The organism is Agrobacterium genomosp. 2 str. CFBP 5494, assembly GCF_900013495.1.
Taxonomy (GTDB): Bacteria; Pseudomonadota; Alphaproteobacteria; order Rhizobiales; family Rhizobiaceae; genus Agrobacterium; species Agrobacterium pusense.
The window spans coordinates 1,877,415-1,897,716 of the sequence record NZ_LT009719.1 but is presented as its reverse complement, the minus strand read 5'-3'; the positions used below and the strand labels follow the sequence as shown (position 1 = coordinate 1,897,716).

Sequence of the window (20,302 nt, the reverse complement as noted above, 5' to 3'; positions counted from 1 at the left end):
TCTGACAGATGCGGGCGGCATTTCCATGTCATCAGGAGATCGCCGTGCAAAGCGTCGTATTCCCCAACAAGATCCTGCCCTATCTGCTGGTCGCCCCGCAGATCATCCTCACGGTGATCTTTTTCTTCTGGCCGGCCAGCCAGGCGCTCTATCAGTCCACCATGCGCGAGGATGCCTTCGGGCTGAACAGCAATTTCGTCGGCCTGGCGAATTTTTCCGCGGTACTTTCTGATGAAAGCTACCTCAACTCGCTGCAGGTCACCGTCGTTTTCAGCATCCTCACTGCGCTTGTCTCCATGGGGCTGGCGCTGCTGCTGGCAACGGCGGCAGACAGGGTGGTGCGCGGCAAGGGCTTTTACCGCACCATGATGATCATGCCCTATGCCGTCGCGCCGGCGGTGGCCGGCATGTTATGGCTTTTCATGTTCAATCCGGCCATGGGAACCTTCTCTTATATCCTGCGTCGCAACGGCATCATGTGGGACCCGCTGCTCAACGGCAATCAGGCCATGCTGCTCGTCGTCGCGGCGGCTGCGTGGAAACAGATCAGCTACAATTTCCTATTTTTTGTCGCGGGCTTGCAGGCAATTCCTAAATCATTGCTGGAGGCCGCCTCCATTGATGGCGCGCGCGGTTCGCGGCGCTTCTGGACCATCGTTTTCCCTCTGCTTGCGCCGACCACCTTCTTCCTTCTGGTCGTCAACACGGTCTACGCCTTCTTCGACACCTTCGGCATCATCCATGCGGTGACCGGCGGCGGCCCCGCAAAGGCGACGGAAACGCTGGTTTACAAGGTCTATAATGATGGCTTCGTGAACCTCAATCTCGGCTCATCCGCCGCGCAATCCGTGATCCTGATGGTGATCGTCATCGCGCTCACCGCCTTCCAGTTCCGCTTCGTCGAGAAGCGCGTGCATTACGGCTGAGGACGTCCTGATGATTGAAAATCGCCCCATCGCACGCGTGATTGCCCATCTGATGCTGGTGCTCGGCATCATCATCGTGGCCTTTCCGATCTACTACACCTTCATCGCTTCCTCGATGACGTCGAACGACATCATCCGGCCGCCCATGTCGCTGCTGCCAGGCGGCCATCTCGGAGAAAACTATACCGACGCCATGGTTGGCGGCGTGGAAAGGGTCGTCGGCGTCAGCCTCGAACGGCTGCTATTCAATAGCTTCGTCGTGGCGCTGGCCATCGCCATCGGCAAGATCATCATCTCGTTCCTGTCCGCCTTCGCCATCGTTTTCTTCCGCTTTCCCTTCCGCATGGGCTTTTTCTGGATGATCTTCATCACGCTCATGCTGCCGGTGGAAGTACGCATCCTGCCCACCTACAAGGTCATCGTCGATCTGGGCCTCATCGACACCTATGCGGGGCTCACCCTGCCGCTGATGGCTTCAGCCACGGCGACCTTTCTCTTCCGGCAGTTCTTTCTGACAATTCCCGGCGAAATGGTGGAAGCGGCGCGTATCGACAATGCGGGTCCGTTCCGTTTCATGCGCGATATCCTGCTGCCGCTGTCGAAAACCAATATCGCGGCACTTTTCGTGATCCTCTTCATCTACGGCTGGACGCAATATCTCTGGCCGCTGCTCGTGACCAACGACGCAAAGATGAACACGATCATCATCGGCCTCAAGCGCATGGTGGATTTTACCGATGCCTCGACGCCCTGGAATTACGTGATGGTGACGGCGATCCTCGCCATCATCCCCCCTGTTATCGTTGTGGTGCTGATGCAGCGCTGGTTCGTCAAAGGTTTGGTGGAGACCGAGAAGTAATGGCAAAAATTGCGCTGAAAGACGTCCGCAAGGTTTATGGCGGCAATGTCGAAGCCATCAAGGGCGTATCGATGGACATCGCCGATGGCGAAATGATCGTGCTCGTCGGTCCCTCCGGCTGCGGAAAGTCCACCCTGCTGCGCATGATCGCCGGTCTGGAAGGTATTTCCGGCGGCCAGATCGTCATCGGCGACCGCGTCGTCAACGATCTGGAACCCTCAGACCGCGACATTGCCATGGTGTTCCAGAACTACGCGCTCTACCCGCATATGACGGTGCGCCAGAACCTTGCCTATGGCCTGAAGAACCGCAACACGCCGAAGGAGGAGATCGAGCGGCGTATCACGGAGGCGGCCAAGGCTCTCGAAATCGAGCAATTCCTGGAGCGCAAGCCGCGCCAGCTTTCCGGCGGCCAGCGCCAGCGTGTGGCCATGGGCCGCGCCATCGTGCGCAAGCCCGCGGCATTCCTGTTCGACGAGCCGCTTTCCAACCTCGACGCCAAGCTGCGCGTGCAGATGCGCGTCGAAATCCGCCGCCTGCAGCGCTCTCTCGCCACGACAAGCGTTTACGTGACCCACGACCAGATGGAAGCCATGACGCTCGCCGACAGGCTGGTGGTGCTGAATGCCGGCCGCATCGAGCAGATGGGCACGCCGATCGAGCTTTACGAAAAACCGGCCACGACCTTTGTCGCCACCTTCATCGGCTCGCCCTCGATGAACCTGCTGAACCACGGGACGGCGACGGCCAACGGCTCTTCCGGTTGGTCGGTGATGGAAAGCACCGCACTGCTGCAGGGTGCTGCCACGCTCGGCATCCGCCCGGAAGACATCATCCTTGCCAGTGAGGCCCCCACCGACGCTGCATTTACCGGCACCGTGCAGGTGGACGCCGTGGAACTGGTGGGTGCGGAAAGTTACGTGCACGGCTCCTTCGCCGACGGCACCACCATCGTCTTCCGCGTCCACGGCCGCTCGCAACTGCGCATCGGTGAAACGCTGAAAATCGCCGCCCAGGCAAAGGATTTCCATCTGTTCGATTCGGCGGGGAAGCGGATTTAAGCCACTGCGGGATGCCATTACTGCGACGTCCAGCATCTAAGTAATGGCGTCCCGTCGTGTTAGCCGCCCTTTCTCGCCGTGAAATGAAAGGTAAGGACATCACCTTGATAATGCTCGGAAAGCAAAACGTCCTTCATTCCGTTCCGACTGAACGCCGCGAGGATGGCGATAGGATCATATTCCGACATTCGCATTGAAAGTGTATTCCAGCCTTTTCCACGCAGGAATCTGTATGTTGCCGCCAGCACTGGCACATTGTGGCGCAGGTGATAGCGTAGGCGGTCTGACAAGCGGCGTTCAGGCCGTTTGACGCTCGCCTGGAGAATGGCGACACCGTTGGGGCCGACCTTAGACAGCAACTTGTCGATCAGCATCACTCCCCTCCTGGCATCTACGTGCTGGAGAACGATATAGCTGAGGACGAGGTCAAATTCGCCCGAAGCGTGACTTAAATCGTCGTCTGAAGGGACCATTTCGACATTTTTGACACTGTATAACTGGCAATTCTTAACGGCTTCGGCACGCATGTCTGGAGATAGTTCAACGCCGATTACGGTTTCAAAACGGGACGCAAGCGGTATGCTCATTCGAGCCACCCCGGCACCGAACTCAAGAACACGTCCTTTACCCAACGGCCCGAAATACTGTTCCGCACGACCCAGCATCCAAGAGACATTGGCTTCCCCGGTTGCGAAGAATTCCCCCTTCGTTGCCTCGATATTTGAAGTGTGAAATCGGTCTTCGGAATACACGCCGTAATATGGGTTTTTCCTGCCCCATTCCAGCCACTGCGTATCGCTCATAAAATCCCTCAAACATAAGCAGACAATAATATTTATATATCAACTATTCAATACAATAACAGATATTACTTTGCAAAACAAATATATCAACAATAAATTCTATCAATAAAACACAAGCACAACCAAAAAATATATTATATATACCCGGACGAGCACTGACGTGTATTAAGGGGCGACGTGGAAAGACGCGGTGAAGCAAACATCGCAAATTTCGACTGAACCCCCTTTCAGTTTTGAAATGAAAAGGGGTTCAAAAGCCTGACATCCCGTGCTTCGCCTCCATGAACGGCGACCAATCAAGGGAGCGCCAACCTACCAGACGAGTTCCACCTGCGGCCGGCCATTGGAAGTTTTTTCAAGGGTGCGGCCTGAGGTATCGACATTGCAATGAACGCGCTGGCGGAAAGCGGAGAAGCTTTCGAAGGTCACGACATCCACGGGATCATCGAGATGCAGGGTCAGCCGGTAACGTTCGGGATCGCCGCCGAGCGCCTGCACGCCCAGAACGGAGGCCACGAAAGGCTGCCCGAGGTAAAAACCTTCCACCCTGGAGCCCAGAAGATAGGGATTGAAGGCGGGACGATTTCCCGCGGCGGCATGTAGCGTATTCCAGTCGCGGAAGCCATATTGCGCGGCGATGAGTTCCAACGCCTTTGAATGGGTGATTGACTGCCCCTCATCCTCAAGAGCGGCACGCAGGCGCTTTGCCTGTTCTTTCAGCCCCTCAAGTGCGGGAAGCGGTTTGGACACGTTCATAACGGTTCTCCAACATGTGCATGCCGAATGTTCCGAAGGGGGTCCGCGTTGCCATCGACGACATGCAAAACATGGGATGACCGTTATCAAGAAATGAGCTTCACCAGGGGCGCAAACGCGCCTGCGGACGGCCGGGGCTCTTGCCCGTGGCCGTCCCTATAGCCCAGAAAGCGCCGCCCGTCAAAGGCCGCGCTTCATCGACCTACTGTCAGAAACGATAAGTGATACCCGCGCCAATCAGCCACGGATCCAGCTTGGCCTTGCCGCTGATCGGCGTGCCACCGAGTTCCGCCGTCCAGTCGGTCTTGAGGAAGATCTTCTTCACGTCGAAGTTCACACCCCAATGCTCATCCAGCATATAGTCGAAACCGACCTGCACCGCAGCGCCCAGCTTGTTCTTGACGTCGAGATTGCTGAAACCGGGCTTTTCCGTCTGGTTGTAGAACAGCGAATAGTTCACGCCCGCGCCGATATAGGGCTTGAAAGCGCCGAAGTCGGTGAAGTGATATTGCAGCGTCAGTGTCGGCGGCAGCAGCCAGGTCTTGCCGACCGGAGTGCCGGCCAGCACGCCCTCGCCATTGATTTTGGCATAGGTGGTGCCGAGAATGAGTTCGGCGGCGAAGTTATCGGTGAAGAAATAGCTGATGTCGAGTTCCGGGATTACGGTATCCGAATAGGACAGGCCAGCCCCTGGCACACCGTCGACACTCCCGCTGTCATTGGTGATGACGCCGAGGCCGCGCACGCGCAGCATCCACGGGCTTGCCGCCGCAATCGCTTCCTCCGCAGTCGGAGCCGGCGCCGCCTGGGTCATATCAGCGGCTATCGCATCGGCAGACCCGAGCATGGCGGCAACGCCAATCGCAACACTGGCAAGCAAGGCGTTGTTTCTGTTTCTATTCGTCATTCCATCTCTCCTATAGCGCACCGCAGCCGGGCAAGTCCCCGGAACCGGCTGATGACGGCGGGCCTTGCGAATCTTCGCCTGCCGCAACCGCTTGGGAGCCACTATGACGAAGGGTGACGCAGGCCGATTGAGATGGATCAAACCGGGATGCCCTTCATGTATGGAAGCGATGAACCGGCAAGCATTGTGACAATTACGCAACAATGCCGCCCGGCGACCTGCCTACGAAGTCGGAATACGGAGAAGGCCACATGCGCAGGCCTCCCCCCTCTGTATATCACGCCGTCTGCGGCGTCAGGGTCGCGGAGCCCGGCTTTCGCAGCAGCAGAACCGAGACGGCGGCAATCATGCACATCAGACCGGCAATCTGCAGCGCAGGCATATAGGTATCGAAGTCGCTCTTGAAGAAACCGGCGCCAAAGGCGGCGGTGGCTGCCCCCAGCTGATGGCCGGCAAAGACCCAGCCGAAAACAAGACCGGCCTTTTCACGGCCGAAGTTTTCCGCGGCAAGCTTCACCGTCGGCGGCACGGTCGCTACCCAGTCCAGCCCGTAGAAGACGGCAAAGACCGAAAGCTCCACGAAGCTCACATGAGGATTTCGTCGTCAAGATCAATCATCGTTTCATAGCGTGCCCCTTCGATTTCGTATCGAACCCATGGTCTGAGCCACCTTGCTTGACGCGGCACGTTTCCTTCACCGGTTCAAACTCACATACGGTCGCCGTTTTGTCCGGCAGCACCATTATCCCGCTTGCGTAGCGGCAAGGCTCAGGAGAACGGGACCAATCTAAAGCGCGGCATTTGAAGCCCGACTTCGAGGCGGTTCGCTCACCTGGATCCGCCAGGAGTGATCAGTCCTGGAAGATTGTGTGTTCGGCAATTTTTTGGTTGTCAGGCGGTCTTCATGACAGCCCCCTCGATGAGAACACCCGCAGTGACAAATTTCCACAGTGCGATAAGGAGTTTGCGCGCCAAGGCAACTATCGCGGCTTTCTTTAAGCGTCCACCATTCGACTGAACCCGATCCACAAACCAACGGCTGAGCGCTGATGCTGGCTGATTGCGTAGCCACAGCCACGATAGTTGGATCATCGTAGTGCGCAGCCGAGGGTTCCCTGCCTTTGAGACACCCTGCTCGTGGTCGATGGTCCCGCTCATCCATGGGGTTGGTGTCAAACCGGCATAGGCGGCAATCTGCCGCCTATTATCAAAATGCCGGGACAGGGCTTCGGTCCAAAGAACGGCGGCAAATTCAGCGCCAACACCCTTCAAGGACAGCAGCATCGCTGCGGGCGAGGTTGCCTCAACCGCTGGCTGGTCCTCCATCGATAGAAGAGAATTACGCTCGCTCTCCACTGCAGCGATCTGCTCTAGCAGCAACTCGAGACGGTCGAGTTCCCGATTGATTTGAGCCTTCAAGTGTTTCGGTAACTCACGCCCATCTCCAGTCTGAAGCTCCTCCAGCCGCTGACGGCGATCTTTACGGAGCGGCTGATAGCCGCTGACGCCTTGAGTAAAGAGTAGCCCCTTCACGCGATTGACATGCCTGACCCGCTCAGCAATCAAAACTTTGCGTTCCCGGCAAATCCGACGCCGATCTTCGTCACTCGGATCTGGCGCTCTGACCATCGCACATACGCGTGGCTCGCCGCGCTTGAACGCGAGCAATGTGCGCGTCAGAGCCTCTCCATCGATCTTGTCGGTCTTAGCACGCCGACGTCGACGGGAAGTCGCGATCGAAGCTGCGTCGACGACGTAACTCTCGATGCCGTGAGCCTCCAGCACGCGGTGTATCCAGAAGCCGTCCAATCCTGCCTCCTGGATCGTTACGATGGGAAATAATTTCCCTGTTCTCAATCGCGCCTTCTGCTGTAGCTGCTCAAATCGTTCCAGCAACTCGGCTACATTGCCACCGGCCACTACATGCTTCGACATCTTCTCGCCGCTGCCTGGCGACAACGAAGTGATCAACCAGGCCGATCGGCTCAGTTCCAATGACACAAAAATTGCGCCAAGATCGATGCGGACAGCGGTCGGTTGAATGGATGCAGGTTCCATAAACTGCTCCTCCTGAGCGAGTGTTTAGATGCAACCTCACTCTGCCAGAGCGGCGGCCGCTGTTCACTCCTCATGGGATCTGAAGCCTGAGAATGAGAGGTAAAGCAAGGACAGCCCGCGCAGACCGTAGAACCAGAACAACATGAAGCGATTGTCGAACCGGTCGGAAAGCCAACCGGCGAAGATCGTGCCGAAGAAGTCGAAAATGCCGATCACCGCCAGCGTTCCCGCCGCTGTTACCGCAGCCATGCCGAAATCGCCGCAGATCGAGATCCAGTGTGTCTGGATGAGACCGTTGGTCGAAAGTCCGCAGACGAAAAACGTGCCGAACAGCACCCAGAAGACGGGGTTGCCCGAGACGCTTTTCAGCGTCAACAGCGGCGATGCCAGCGTGGCGAGGAGATTGTGGTCCTGCTTGACCGGCTTTGTCACCACCGTCTCGCCATAGGCCGGCAAACCGACATCAGCGGGGTGGTCACGCATCAAAAGCAGGACGAGGACCATGGCGGTGGCAATCACCGCAACGGACAGGGTCAAGGCGGTTCGCCAGCCATAGGCTTCCGTCAGCGCCGCCAGCAGCGGCAGGAAAACCAGCTGGCCGGTGGCGTTGCTTGCCGTCATCAGGCCGATCACCAGTCCCCGGCGCTTGGAAAACCAGCGTGTCGCCACGGTGGCGCCCAGCACCAGGGCAGTCATGCCGGTGCCGACGCCGATCACCACGCCCCAGAGCAGCAGCAATTGCCACACCTCAGTCATGAAAAACGAGGCGACAATGCCGCCCATGATCAGGGCAAGCGCGGTGGAAACCACCTGCCGGATGCCGAAATGGTTCATGAAAGCGGCGGCAAAAGGACCAAGCAGACCGAACAGCACAAGCCTGACGGCCATGGCCGAAGAAATATCGGCGATATCCCAACCGAATTCCTGATGCAGCGGCTGGATCATCACCCCCGCAGATCCCATCGCACCGGCGGTGGCCAGCATGGTGAGAAAGGTGGTCGCGGCGACGAGCCAGCCATAGTGCAGATTTCTGCCGGCCATCCAGCTGGCGAGGCGTGTGGAGAGCATGTTCGAATTCCCTTTCCGGCGGCCGCGGCCGATATTTTACGGGTATATACCCACATTGCGGGCAGATAACCGCATATGCCCAAAAAACTACAGGGCTGCGAGCAGTTCCTGCAATTGTGCTGTCTTCTCGGGCCCAAGCCGGGCCTCGATTTCATCCTGCACTCCATCCCAGAGCGGTGCGCCCGCTTTGAGGATCGCGTGCCCTTCTTCCGTTACGGTCAGCATCGCTTCCCGCTGATCCTCGCCGTGACCAATAGCGACCAGACCCATCCGCGCCAGCACCTTGGCATTACGGCCAACGGTGGAGCGATCCAGTTCCACCCTTGCAGCCAGGTCGGTCAGCGAGACCGGCGCAACGCGGTTGATGTTCCGCAGCAGGCTGAACTGACCGATGTTGACACCAAGCGGCGCCAGCGCCTCGTCATAATAGGACGAGACCTTGCGGGATGCTTTGCGCAACAGAATGCAGTGGCAATGGCTGCTAGACATGATACCGGGTATATACCCGTAGATAGTCGCGCGCAAGACCTGCCACAGGAATTGTCGACCGCCGCAGGGCCTCGCACTCGCGCGAAGCGCAAACAATAAACCCCGGCTTTAGGCCGGGGTCTGATATCATGAGAGAGTTCGTCTCAGGCGGAGAGCCGTCGGCCGCTCGCGACGAGCATTCCCGCCGCGCCTTCCAGCCAACCAGATTTCAACTCCAGCGCCAGGAAACGGCTGCGCTCGAACGGGCCGGGCATGATGAGATGCTGGGCCTTGTCGGCGAAAAAGCCGAAACGCTCGTAATAGGGGGCGTCGCCAACCAGAAGAATGGCGCCATGGCCCCGCCTGGTGGCCTCGGTAATGGCGGCGCGCATCAGCGCCGAGCCGATGCCCTTGCCCTCATGGGCGGCATCGACGGCAAGCGGGCCGAGCAGCAGCGCTTCGACGGCGCGGCCTTCGCGGGAGATACCGGCTTCGACGTTCCACAGGCGCACCGTGCCGATGACATGGCCGTCCTCATCGCGGGCGACGAGCGCCAGGCCTTCGGCGGGAACGCGGCCGGCGCGCAGCTTTTCGGAAGACTTGCGGCGGCGTCCGGCGCCCATGGCGCGGTCCAGCAGGTTTTCACGGGCAACGACATCGCCCGGATTTTCCTGATCGACATGAAATGTCTGCGGTGTGAAAAATGCCCGTACCGAATTCAAAAGAGCGGCCATCCTTGGCCTCCCGTCACACAACCGCCCACACGCGGCCCTTGATGAAAATTGGTGGAGCCGTTCCGGCCCGCCGACACGCTTTCCTCGGCTGGAAGAGGTGCAGCAAGCAGGGATTTGCGCAACAGCAAAATCGGCAGGGCCGGAACGGAAGCTTGGTCGAGACGCCGCCCTTTCAGCGGACGGCGCTCGGATCAGATGACGTAGGCCTTCAGCGGCTCGAAACCGTTGAACGCGACCGCCGAATAGGTGGTCGTGTAAGCGCCCGTGCCTTCGATCAGAACTTCATCGCCGATGGTCAGCGAGACCGGCAGCGGATACATGTTCTTTTCATACAGCACGTCGGCACTGTCGCAGGTAGGGCCGGCCAGAACGCATGGCTCCATCTCGTCCTGATCGCGCTCGGTGCGGATCGGGTAACGGATCGCCTCGTCCATCGTCTCGGCGAGACCGCCGAACTTGCCGATGTCGAGGAACACCCAGCGGTGGTTGTCATTGTCGGATTTGCGCGACACGAGAACGACTTCCGCCTTGATGACGCCGGCATTGCCGACCATGCCGCGGCCCGGTTCGATGATGGTCTTCGGGATCTGGTTGCCGAAGTGCTTGCGCAGCGCCGTGTCGATGGCCTGGCCGTATTCTTCGGCAGCCGGAACGTCGCGCAGGTACTTGGTCGGGAAACCGCCGCCCATATTGACCATCTGCAGGTGGATGCCCTGTTTGGCAAGCGAAGCGAAAACGCGCTTGGCATCGGCCAGTGCCGCATCCCATGCGTCAAGGTTCATCATCTGCGAACCGACATGGAAGGATACGCCGTAGGACTCAAGACCGAGCTGATGGGCGTAAACCAGAACGTCGACAGCCATCTGCGGTACGCAGCCGAACTTGCGCGACAGCGGCCATTCCGCACCTTCGCCATCCGTCAGAACGCGGCAGAACACGCGCGCGCCGGGAGCCGCACGGGCAACCTTCTCAACTTCCTCATGGCTGTCCACGGCGAAGAGATCGATGCCGAGCGCATGGGCGCGCGCAACATCGCGTTCCTTCTTGATGGTGTTGCCGAAGGAGATACGGTCGGAAGTCGCACCCGCATCGAGCGCCATCTGGATTTCAGCCACGGAGGCGCAATCGAAGTTGGAGCCGAGCGAAGCAAGCAGCTTCAGGATTTCGGGAGCCGGGTTTGCCTTCACGGCATAATAGATCGCGCTGTTCGGCAGGGAGTGCCGGAACGCGTTGAAATTGTCGCGCACGACGTCGAGATCAACCACGAGGCAAGGGCCTTCGGGACGTCGGGTCTTGATGAAGTCGAGAATGCGTGCAGTCGTCATCGATGTATTCCCTGTTAAACCGGCTCCGGAAAAATCCGGAGGACAAAGGACGCTCGAGATATGCATTCGAATCAGCCGGTGGAGGCGCAGAATCGATAGCATACGCTCAAGGCGCGAATGTGAACGACGCCCTGCCAGAGCATCATTCGGCTTTGTCTGCCATGGATTGGAGGGAATGACCCGACCGCACTTCAGGCAATGATGGTGTGCCTCTTTAGTACCCCGGCTGATGGAGAGCCGGCAGAGAACCAGAAAGGCCCGCACCGTCGTTGCTTCGTATGTCCTCGCATTTTCCGGTTGGCCGGAATAGCGACTGGAGGGGTTAGTTCCAGGTACCTTACCTAAATCCTCACCACATCGAGGAATCGGCGGACACACATGGGCACGTGCGACTTTGGGCAGCACGGGAGATAAGAATATTCGCCGTCATAATCAAGAGGATTTTTTCACCATATAGCGGAATTTTTCAGCAGCGATTTTAAGGTTGAACAGTCAGGATGCAGCGTTCAATTATATGGAACAAACTGGAGGGTTTTCATGGACACGCTGACGCGCATCCGCGCCTTTATCGATGTTGTCGAAGCGGAGGGGTTTTCCGCTGCGGCGCGCAAGACCGGGCGCTCCAAGGCGCTTCTGTCCAAATATGTGCGGGAACTGGAGGACGATCTCGGAGCGCTTCTCTTAAACCGAACCACGCGGCAGTTTTCGCTGACGGAAGCCGGGCACACCTATTACCGCACAGCGTCCGACATTCTGAAGGAGATCGACAATCTCGCCGACCTTGTTCGGGAAAAGAATGCCGATCTGAAAGGAAAACTGCGGATCTCCGTTCCACGCACTTTCATCGACGCGGAGGTCGGCCAGAGCCTCATCGACTTCGCCAAGGAAAATCCGGAACTGTCGCTCGAGATCGTCGCGGAAGACCGATTCGTCGACCTGATCGAAGAAGGCTTCGATCTCGCGATCCGGATCACCCGGCTGGAGGATTCGGGCCTGATCGCCCGCAAGCTTTCCGATTTCCGGGTCTATGCGGTGGCGACGGCGGATTTCGTCGCGCAACACGGGCCGCTCGATGGTCCGCAAGATTTCTCCCGCGTTCCCTTCATCATCGACACCAATACGCGTTTTCATAATACGGTGCGGTATCTGGAGCCGGATGGCGGCTCAAATTCGGTCGCCATCAGCGGCCCCATCGAGGTCAACAGCCCACAGGCGACCCTGCGCGCGGCGCGTGCCGGCCTCGGAATCGCCATGGTGCCTGACTTTATCGCCCGGCCCTACATCCAGTCCGGAGAACTGGTGACGCTGTTCGACGATTATATTTCCAAGGACCGCGGCATTTATGCGGTCTATCCGCATCGTCGCTACCTGCCCGCCAAGGTGCGCAGCTTCGTGGATTATCTCTCGGCGTGGTTCAGGAAGAACGGGTGAAGGCGGCATTCGCCGAGCGTCCTTCCGTCATGCCGGACTTGATCCGGCATCCAGCCACGGCGCGTCTGCGCCGTGAAAGGACTCTCCCGCGATCAAGGACTTGATCGCCCTGGACCCCGGATCAAGTCCGGGGTGACGGAGTGGGGATGCAGCCGTCTCGCCAAATCCAAACCTAGGCAAAACTTTTAGCAGCATCGACGCCCGCCTTGCAGCGGGCGTCGCATGGCAGAAGCCAGCTCGTCAGAACGGCGAATCCGGGAAGTAGAACTGCTCGGCATTGTCCTTGGTGATCAGCGTCGCATCGAGGATGTACTCACCCGCGACCGGCACCTGATCGTAGAAATGCCCGGCCGTCAGCTGCATGGCGGTCGCCACCATCGCCGGCGGATAGAGCACGTCGACCGGCACAAGCTTGTCGCCATCCATGACCTTCTTGACCATATCCTTGGACCCGGCGCCCGCGACGATATACTGGATATCGGTGCGTTTGGCCTGCTGGATGGCTTCCAGCACGCCGATCGCCATATCGTCATCCTGACACCAGACCACGTCGATCTTCTTGTACTTGGTCAGATAGTCCTGCATCACACGGAAGGCGTCGTCGCGGTTCCAGTTGCCGTACTGGCGGTCGAGAACCTTGACATTCGAGCCGGCGATACCCTTGTCGAAGCCATCCTGGCGCTGCTGGTCGATCGGGATCGGCAGGCCGCGAATGACCACGACTTCGGCATCCGGCGTCGTCTTCTTGATGTATTCGCCGGCCACCTGGCCGAGCGCCGGGTTGTTGCCGGCCACATAGAGATCGCGGATAGAATTGTCGTTGACACTCGGCGCGCGGTCGACGAGCGCGACGAAGGTGCCCTTGTCCTTGATCTCCTTGATGGCGTTGACAAGCGGATCGGGATCGGACGGCAGCACGACCAGCGCGTCGAGCCCCTGCACGGCCAGATCCTGCAGCGCATTGGCCTGGTTTGCGGCGTCCGGCGATGTCTTGACGATGACGTTGAGACCCGGATGCTCCTTCATCAGAAGCTTCGCCACACGTTCGGCATGGTAGACCACGCCCGCCGTCCAGCCATGGTCGGCCGCCGGAATGGACACGCCGATCGTGACCTTTTTGTCCTGCGCGTGGGCCGAACCCGCCAGCACCGTTGCCAGCGCGGCAAAGGCCACGCCGATGAATTTATTACGCATAGTCTCTTTCCTCCCAAGACCGGGGCGTTCCTCCTCCAGCCGCGCCTGCCCCACATGGCGCGGCGTGACACCTTACCTGCGGCTGAGCGAGCGCTGCACCAGCATGGCGATGATGATGATGGCCCCCTGAATGGCGCCGATCAGATATTCGCTGACGAAGTTCGACAGGATCATGATGTTGCCGACGATCTCCAGAATGAAGGCGCCGCAGATCGTGCCCCAGATGCGCCCTACCCCGCCGCGCAGCGCCGTACCGCCGACGACGACGGCCGTAATCGCCTGCAGCTCCCACAACATGCCTGTCGTTGCCGAAGTAGACGCGAGGCGCGGAACGTAAAGCAGCACCGCAACGGCGACGCAGAGCCCCTGTACCACATAGGCGATGGTGCGAACCCGGGCGACCGGAATGCCGGAATAACGCGCAACATCCTCACTGGAGCCCACCGCCGTCAGATGCCGCCCGTAGCGGGTACGGTAAAGCACGAAGGCGGCTATCGCAGCCGTGACGAAGATGACGATGACCGGCACCGGCACGCCCAGAACATTGCCGAAATAGACCGGGCGATAAAGCGTCTGGATTTCCGGGTTGCGCAGCGTGATCGCGCCGCCCTGCGACAGCCAGGTCGTCAGCCCGCGATAGATACCCATGGTGCCGAGTGTGGCGATGAAGGGTTCGATGCGGCCGATGGTGGTGATGAGCCCGTTTACCAGCCCGCAGGCCGCGCCGATGGCGAGCGCGAGCGCCATTGCCGCAAGAAGCATCAGCAACGGGCTCGCTATCGCGCCGCTGTTCATGAAGAGGATCATCAGGCTGGCCACGAAAGCAACCATGGCGCCCACCGACAGGTCCAGCCCACCTGACGTGATGACATAGGTTGCGCCCAGCGCGATGATGGCGATGAAGGCGCTGCGGGTGATGACATTCAGCAGATTGTCGATACCGATGAAATTGGGATTGGCGATGGTGCCGAGAACCAGCAGCAGTGCCAGCGCCACGAAAGGCGCGACGGCGCGCAGGTCCCAGTCCTTCGAGGTCTTCGGCGTTTTGCCGTTATCAAATGCGGCCTCAGTCATATTTCCCCTCAGTTTCTTTTGTCAGGCCATGTTTCCCGGAAAGCGGGCGCTCAGGCGGGTTCCTGCGTGTGAACACCCGTCGCTAGCGCCACGATGTCGTTTTCAGTCATGCGCTCCCCCGTCACCTCACCGACAATCCTGCCCGAACGCATCACCAGAATGCGGTCGCAGATGCCGATCAGCTCCGGCATTTCCGAGGAAACCACGATGATCGACCGTCCCTCATCCGCAAGCCCGGCGATAAAGCGGTAAATCTGCTCCTTGGTGCCGATATCGATGCCGCGGGTCGGCTCGTCGATGATGACGATGGACGGGTCGAGCAGCATCATCTTGGCCAGCAGCAGCTTCTGCTGGTTGCCGCCGGAAAGCTGGCCCGCCAGCAAGTCCTTGCGTCCTGTGCGAATGTCGAAGTCGCGCACTGCAGCATCAAGCGCGGCCGTTTCCCGGCCGGTGTCGATCTGGAACAGACGGCTGAATTTTTTTAGCGACGCAAGCGTGAGATTGACCCGCAGATCCTTGGTGAGCAACAGTCCCTTCCCCTTACGGTCTTCGCTGAGGTAAACGATGCCGGCCCTGAGGCTGTCCTCCGCCTTGGCGAAGTGCACCGTCCGGCCAAGGTGACGCACCGTCCCACGCCCGGTCCGCAGGCCCAGCACGCCCTCCATCAGCTCCGTCCGGCCCGCCCCCACCAGCCCGGCAAAACCGAGGATTTCGCCTCTGCGCAGGCTGAAACCGGCATCCTGCGCATAACCGGGAACGTTAAAATTCTCCACCTCAAGAACAGGCTCGCGCTCGCCGCCGGCGTTCCGGTCGGGATAGAGTTTCGCCACATCGCGCCCCACCATCAGCCGCGCCATATCGGCCGGCTCCAGCTCCGAGGCCGGGTGAGAGGCGACCAGCCGGCCGTCGCGCAGCACGGTCACGCGGTCGGCGATTTCCTTCACTTCCGGCAGGCGGTGCGAGATATAGAGCACGGCCACGCCTTTCGCGCGAATATCGCGGATGACGTTAAGCAGCGCCTCGGTTTCGATAGGCGTCAGGCTGGCCGTCGGTTCGTCAAAAATGACCAGCCGATGTGGCACGAGCAGCACGCGCGCAATCTGCACCAACTGCCGCTGGGCGATAGACAGGCTGCCGACGATGGCATCGGGGTCTATCACGCCGCCCAGTTCGGTGATCGCCCTGCGGGCGCCGTCGCGCATGGCACGATCGTCCACCACCGGGCCCTTGCGCAGTTCGCGGCCAAGGTAGATGTTCTGCGCCACCGTCAGATCAGGCGCGAGCAATATTTCCTGATGGACGAGCACAATACCGCGATGTTCGGCATCCACCGGCCCGCTCAGCGTGACAGGGTCGCCGTCGACACGGATCTCACCGCCCGAGGGCTTTTCATTGCCCGCCAGCAGTTTCATGAGCGTCGACTTGCCGGCGCCGTTCTCACCGATGATGGCATGCACCTCACCGGCCCGCACGTCTATCTCTATGTCCTTCAGAACCTGAACCGGTCCGAAAGATTTCGATAACCCGACCGTCCGGACAAGTGCCGGTTCCGCAGTAACCTCAGCAATAGCCATGCGCCCTCACCGACATCCGGTGCGAACGGGCGGCTCCTGCCCTTCGATTGTCCTTGAAGTGACCATGAGCGAACTCCTCCCAAAGCTCGGAGAAGAAGCTAGCGTTGGTTTTGAGGTACGTAAAGCAAATTTCGCTTGTCTGTTAGAATACACTGAAATGTGAGGGCCGTCCGGTGGACGGGGAGCCCGCAAAACGCCTCACTATGCAGGGGAACGCTGGAAGCCTTTCATGAGGCGATGTACCGCTTCGGCGCCGTCGCTGGCCAGATCGAATCGTTTGCCGAACAGCAGCCAGTCGGAGCACATGCCCTTCAAAAGCCAGTAAAGCGCGCCAAGCGCGGATTCCGCGGTCCAGTTGTCGTTAAACGCGCCTTCCGCCTGCGCCCGCTCGAAAGCCGCCTCCAGCCGCTCCTTGTGGTATCGATCCAGCTCCTCCTGCGCATGAAGCACGGGCGCGAACTCATCGGAATAATTGGTACGAAGACTGATCGTCATGATGCGCTGGCGCTGTTCGTCGCCCGCCAGGAGCGCCAGCCATTTGCAGGCCGCTTCTTCTATCCTGGAGAGCAGCGCCGCACCCTTGACGTCGGGATCGCCGAAATCGAGCAGGTCGGATTCCGGCAGCGCCACCGATTGGTAAAGGCCGATGAAGAGATCGGTCTTGCTGGAAAAATGCCAGTATATCGCCCCGCGTGTGACCCCGGCCGCGGCCGCCACCTCGTCAAGCGAGCTGTTGGCAACGCCCTTCTTGAAGAACACCCGCTCGGCAGCGGCAAGGATCGCCTGACGCGTCTCTTCTGCCTCGGCCTTGGTACGGCGCATTCCGTTATCTCCTTCCACTGCCGGCACGGCGCTTCCGCACCGTGCCTTTCCTCAATGCCGGGGCGTCATGACATGACGGTGTCCCGGCTTTCCCTCGATGTTATTCCGCCGGTGAAACGGCGTCAGCAGCAATCTCGTTCTCCTTCTTCCGATCCCCGAAAATCTTCATGACGAAAACAAAGAACACGGGAACGAAGAAGATCGCGAGGATCGTCGCCGAGATCATGCCGCCGAGAACACCGGTACCGATGGCATTCTGGCTCGCGGCGCTCGCGCCGGAGGCGATCGCCATGGGCAGCACGCCGAGCGAGAAGGCGAGCGACGTCATCAGGATCGGCCTGAAGCGCAGATGCGCCGCCTCCACCGTCGCATCATAGGTGGATTTGCCCTCTGCCCGCAAATCCTTGGCGAATTCGATGATGAGGATCGCATTTTTCGCGGAAAGGCCGATGATGGCGACGAGGCCGACGAGGAAGTAGACATCGTTCGGCATGCCGCGCAGCATCACCGCCGCCACCGAGCCGATGACCCCGAGCGGCACCACCAGCATGACGGAGAGCGGAATTGACCAGCTTTCGTAAAGCGCTGCGAGCAGCAGGAAGACGAACAGCACGCTGAGACCGATGAGCGCCGGTGCCTGCGAACCCGACTGGATTTCCTGCAGTGACTGGCCGGTCCATTCGAAACCGAAACCGCCGGGTAATTCGCGCGCCAGACGTTCCATTTCGGCAATGGCATCACCGGAGGAGTAACCCGGCGCCGCCTGGCCACCGATACGGATCGCCGGATAGCCGTTATAACCGACCACCTGAGAAGGACCGCGCACCCATTCCACCGAGGCGAAAGAGCTGATCGGCACCATGCCGCCATTGGCGTTGCGGACGTTGAGGTTCAGAAGATCCTCGGTCTTCATGCGCTGGCCCTGTTCGGCCTGCACCGTCACGCGCTGCATACGGCCGGCATTGGGGAAGTCGTTGACGTAGGACGAACCCATATTGGCCGAGATGGTGGCGTTGATATCGCTGAAAGTCACGCCGAATGTGTTTGCCTTCTCACGGTCGATGACGAGATTGACCTGCGCCGCATCCGGCATGCCTTCGATGCGAAGGCCGGCAAGGATAGGGCTCTGCCGCGCCGCGGCCATCAGCTGCGCGCCGGCGGCGCTCAGCGCCGTCTGGCCCGCTCCGGACCTGTCCTGCAGGCGGAAGGTAAAGCCGCTGGAGTTGCCGAGACCCTGAATGGGCGGTGGCGACAGCGCGAAGGACATTGCGTCCGGCAGGCCCCAGAGCTTGCCATTGATCCGGGCTGAGATGGCCGCTGCAGAATCCTCCGGTCCACGTTCGCTCCAGTCCTTCAGCGTCGCGAAGGCGAGGCCGGCATTCTGGCCGGAACCGGAGAAGGAGAAGCCCGACACGGCGATGACGCGTTCAACCGCCGGCTCTTCCAGGAAGATCTTTTCGATCTGCTGGATGGACTGCAGGGTGCGGTCGCTGCTGGCTTCCGCAGGCGCCTGGATGTCCACGATCAGGTAGCCCTGGTCTTCGTTCGGCAGGAACGAGCTCGGCAATTGCATATAGGCCCAGCCGAGACCGACCAGCAGCGCCGCATAGATCACCATGAAGCGGCCGGAGCGCTTGATGATGCCGCCGACCGAAGACGAATATTTGTGCGACGCCTTGTCGAAGTTGCGGTTGAACCAGCCGAAGAAGCCCTTCTTTTCATGATGCCCGGCCTTGATGGGCTTCAGGAAAGAAGCGCACAGCGCCGGCGTCAGCGACAGGGCCAGGAAGCCGGAGAACAGGATCGACACCACCATGGTCAGGCTGAACTGCTGGTAGATGATGCCGACGGCGCCGGGGAAGAAGGCCATGGGCACGAACACGGCCGTCAGCACCAGCGTGATGCCGATGATCGCGCCGGAAATCTGGCCCATTGCCTTGCGGGTCGCCTCCTTCGGCGACAGATGCTCTTCCGCCATGATGCGCTCGACATTCTCAACGACGACGATCGCGTCATCCACCAGAATGCCGATGGCGAGAACCATGGCGAACATGGTCAGAACGTTGATCGAGAAACCCGAGACATACATGACGGCGCAGGTGCCGAGCAGCGCCACGGGCACCACCAATGTCGGAATGATGGTGTAGCGGATGTTCTGGAGAAACACGAACATCACCACAAAGACGAGGATGATGGCCTCGATCAGCGTGTGAATGACCTTCTCGATCGAAATCTTGACGAAGGGGCTGGTGTCATAGGGAATTTCATACTCTATGCCCTGCGGGAAATAGCGCGACAGCTCCTCCATCGTGGCGCGTACGCCCTCCGATGTCTGCAGCGCATTGCCGGTCGGCGACAGCTGCACGCCGATGGCGGCGCTCGGCTTGCCGTTCAGGCGGCTTGAGAAGTTATAGCTTTCCCCGCCCACTTCCACTCGCGCGACATCGCGCAGCCTGACGGAAGAACCATCCGGGTTGGCGCGCAGCACGATGGAGCCGAACTCTTCCGGCGATGTGAGCTGACCCTGCACGTTGACGGTCGCAGAAATCTGCTGGCCAATCGGGTTTGGCGATGCACCGATGCGGCCGGCGGCGACCTGCGAGTTCTGCGCCTGGATGGCGCCGATGACGTCGCTCGACGTCAGGCTGAGGCCCAGCATCTTGTCCGGATCCATCCAGATGCGCATGGAGCGCTGGGTGGCAAAGAGCTGCGCGCTGCCGACGCCGGGAACGCGGCGCAATTCGCCGAGCACGTTGCGGCTGAGATAATCGCCGAGACCGATGGCATCGGTATTGCCGTCGACGGAGGTGAGCGCCACCATCATCAGAAACGAGGTGCCTGCCTGTTCCACGCGCAGGCCCTGCTGCGTCACTGCCTGCGGCAGGCGTGGCTCCACGCGTGCGATGCGGTTTTGAACTTCGACCTGCGCCTCACCGATATTGGTGCCTGGTTCAAACGTGACGTTGATCGAAATGCGGCCGGAAGCCTCCGATGTCGACTCGAAATAGATCAGGCCGGGAACACCGTTCAGTTCCTCTTCTATCGGGCGCGTGACGCTCTGGTAGATATCTTCCGGCGCAGCGCCGGGATAGGTCGTGGAGACCGAAATCTGCGGCGGCGCCACATTCGGATATTGCGCAATAGGCAGCATGGGAATGGCGAGCAGGCCCGCCAGCATGATGAAGATGGCGACGACCCAGGCAAAAATGGGCCGATCGATGAAAAAACGTGCCATGAAATCG

Annotated in this window: 16 protein-coding genes and 2 pseudogenes; 4 read left to right on the top strand and 14 right to left on the bottom strand. The window is 59.8% G+C overall.

Annotation, left to right across the window (positions count from 1 at the left end; translation table 11 throughout):
- The first annotated feature begins 44 nt into the window (after positions 1-44).
- The 3 genes from ugpA to AGR2A_RS23605 are packed head-to-tail and all read left to right on the top strand — an operon-like array spanning position 45 to position 2,846.
- Positions 45-926, top strand: a complete 882-nt coding sequence (gene ugpA / locus AGR2A_RS23615) for a sn-glycerol-3-phosphate ABC transporter permease UgpA (protein ID WP_004445049.1) — start codon at positions 45-47, stop codon at positions 924-926.
- A 10-nt stretch (positions 927-936) separates the two neighbouring features.
- Positions 937-1,785 (top strand): sn-glycerol-3-phosphate ABC transporter permease UgpE, encoded by an 849-nt coding sequence (ugpE, locus tag AGR2A_RS23610; RefSeq protein ID WP_004445050.1) that lies wholly within the window; start codon positions 937-939, stop codon positions 1,783-1,785.
- Positions 1,785-2,846 carry a sn-glycerol-3-phosphate import ATP-binding protein UgpC gene (locus AGR2A_RS23605; RefSeq protein WP_072492983.1) on the top strand — a complete coding sequence of 354 codons (1,062 nt, stop codon included), beginning with the start codon at positions 1,785-1,787 and terminating at the stop codon, positions 2,844-2,846. Before ugpE ends, AGR2A_RS23605 begins: the two co-directional genes overlap by 1 nt.
- Before the next feature lie 59 nt (positions 2,847-2,905).
- Here AGR2A_RS23605 and AGR2A_RS23600 read toward each other — a convergent pair whose 3' ends face one another.
- From AGR2A_RS23600 to odc2, 9 genes and pseudogenes are all read right to left on the bottom strand, one after another.
- Positions 2,906-3,649, bottom strand: a complete 744-nt coding sequence (locus tag AGR2A_RS23600; protein WP_072492984.1) for a class I SAM-dependent methyltransferase — start codon at positions 3,647-3,649, stop codon at positions 2,906-2,908.
- 312 nt (positions 3,650-3,961) lie between these two features.
- Positions 3,962-4,405, bottom strand: coding sequence for a glyoxalase superfamily protein (locus AGR2A_RS23595; protein WP_004445058.1), 444 nt, complete (start codon positions 4,403-4,405; stop codon positions 3,962-3,964).
- 208 nt (positions 4,406-4,613) lie between these two features.
- Positions 4,614-5,312, bottom strand: a complete 699-nt coding sequence (locus AGR2A_RS23590; protein ID WP_004445064.1) for an OmpW/AlkL family protein — start codon at positions 5,310-5,312, stop codon at positions 4,614-4,616.
- 277 nt (positions 5,313-5,589) lie between these two features.
- Positions 5,590-5,898, bottom strand: a pseudogene (locus AGR2A_RS23585) (MFS transporter); the annotation flags it as partial.
- 305 nt (positions 5,899-6,203) lie between these two features.
- Positions 6,204-7,370, bottom strand: a complete 1,167-nt coding sequence (locus AGR2A_RS23580) for an IS110 family transposase (RefSeq protein ID WP_072528851.1) — start codon at positions 7,368-7,370, stop codon at positions 6,204-6,206.
- Positions 7,371-7,439: 69 nt separating this feature from the next.
- Positions 7,440-8,438: pseudogene (locus AGR2A_RS23575) on the bottom strand (MFS transporter); the annotation flags it as partial.
- 87 nt (positions 8,439-8,525) lie between these two features.
- Positions 8,526-8,927, bottom strand: a complete 402-nt coding sequence (locus AGR2A_RS23570) for a MarR family winged helix-turn-helix transcriptional regulator (RefSeq protein ID WP_034496674.1) — start codon at positions 8,925-8,927, stop codon at positions 8,526-8,528.
- A 143-nt stretch (positions 8,928-9,070) separates the two neighbouring features.
- Positions 9,071-9,640: a GNAT family N-acetyltransferase gene (locus AGR2A_RS23565; protein ID WP_072492986.1), complete on the bottom strand. Its 570-nt coding sequence runs from the start codon at positions 9,638-9,640 to the stop codon at positions 9,071-9,073.
- 191 nt (positions 9,641-9,831) lie between these two features.
- Positions 9,832-10,965, bottom strand: coding sequence for an ornithine/lysine decarboxylase (gene odc2, locus AGR2A_RS23560; RefSeq protein WP_004445074.1), 1,134 nt, complete (start codon positions 10,963-10,965; stop codon positions 9,832-9,834).
- 537 nt (positions 10,966-11,502) lie between these two features.
- On the opposite strand from odc2, the gene AGR2A_RS23555 reads away from it, so the two are divergent.
- Entirely contained in the window at positions 11,503-12,396 is an 894-nt protein-coding gene (locus AGR2A_RS23555; RefSeq protein WP_004445076.1) for a LysR family transcriptional regulator, read from the top strand.
- A gap of 240 nt (positions 12,397-12,636) precedes the next feature.
- Here AGR2A_RS23555 and AGR2A_RS23550 read toward each other — a convergent pair whose 3' ends face one another.
- The 5 genes from AGR2A_RS23550 to AGR2A_RS23530 all read right to left on the bottom strand — a co-directional run bounded on the left by AGR2A_RS23550 (position 12,637) and on the right by AGR2A_RS23530 (position 20,295).
- Complete coding sequence (locus tag AGR2A_RS23550; protein WP_080823386.1) at positions 12,637-13,590, bottom strand: substrate-binding domain-containing protein; 954 nt, start codon at positions 13,588-13,590, stop codon at positions 12,637-12,639.
- Between the two features lie 72 nt (positions 13,591-13,662).
- Positions 13,663-14,664, bottom strand: a complete 1,002-nt coding sequence (locus AGR2A_RS23545) for an ABC transporter permease (RefSeq protein WP_004445079.1) — start codon at positions 14,662-14,664, stop codon at positions 13,663-13,665.
- Between the two features lie 50 nt (positions 14,665-14,714).
- The gene (locus tag AGR2A_RS23540) at positions 14,715-16,238 is read right to left on the bottom strand and encodes a sugar ABC transporter ATP-binding protein (RefSeq protein ID WP_072492995.1); all 1,524 of its coding nucleotides are present in this window, start codon (positions 16,236-16,238) and stop codon (positions 14,715-14,717) included.
- A 201-nt stretch (positions 16,239-16,439) separates the two neighbouring features.
- The gene (locus AGR2A_RS23535; protein WP_072492996.1) at positions 16,440-17,060 is read right to left on the bottom strand and encodes a TetR family transcriptional regulator; all 621 of its coding nucleotides are present in this window, start codon (positions 17,058-17,060) and stop codon (positions 16,440-16,442) included.
- Positions 17,061-17,160: 100 nt separating this feature from the next.
- Positions 17,161-20,295 (bottom strand): efflux RND transporter permease subunit, encoded by a 3,135-nt coding sequence (locus AGR2A_RS23530; protein ID WP_004445085.1) that lies wholly within the window; start codon positions 20,293-20,295, stop codon positions 17,161-17,163.
- Between the last annotated feature and the right edge of the window lie 7 nt (positions 20,296-20,302).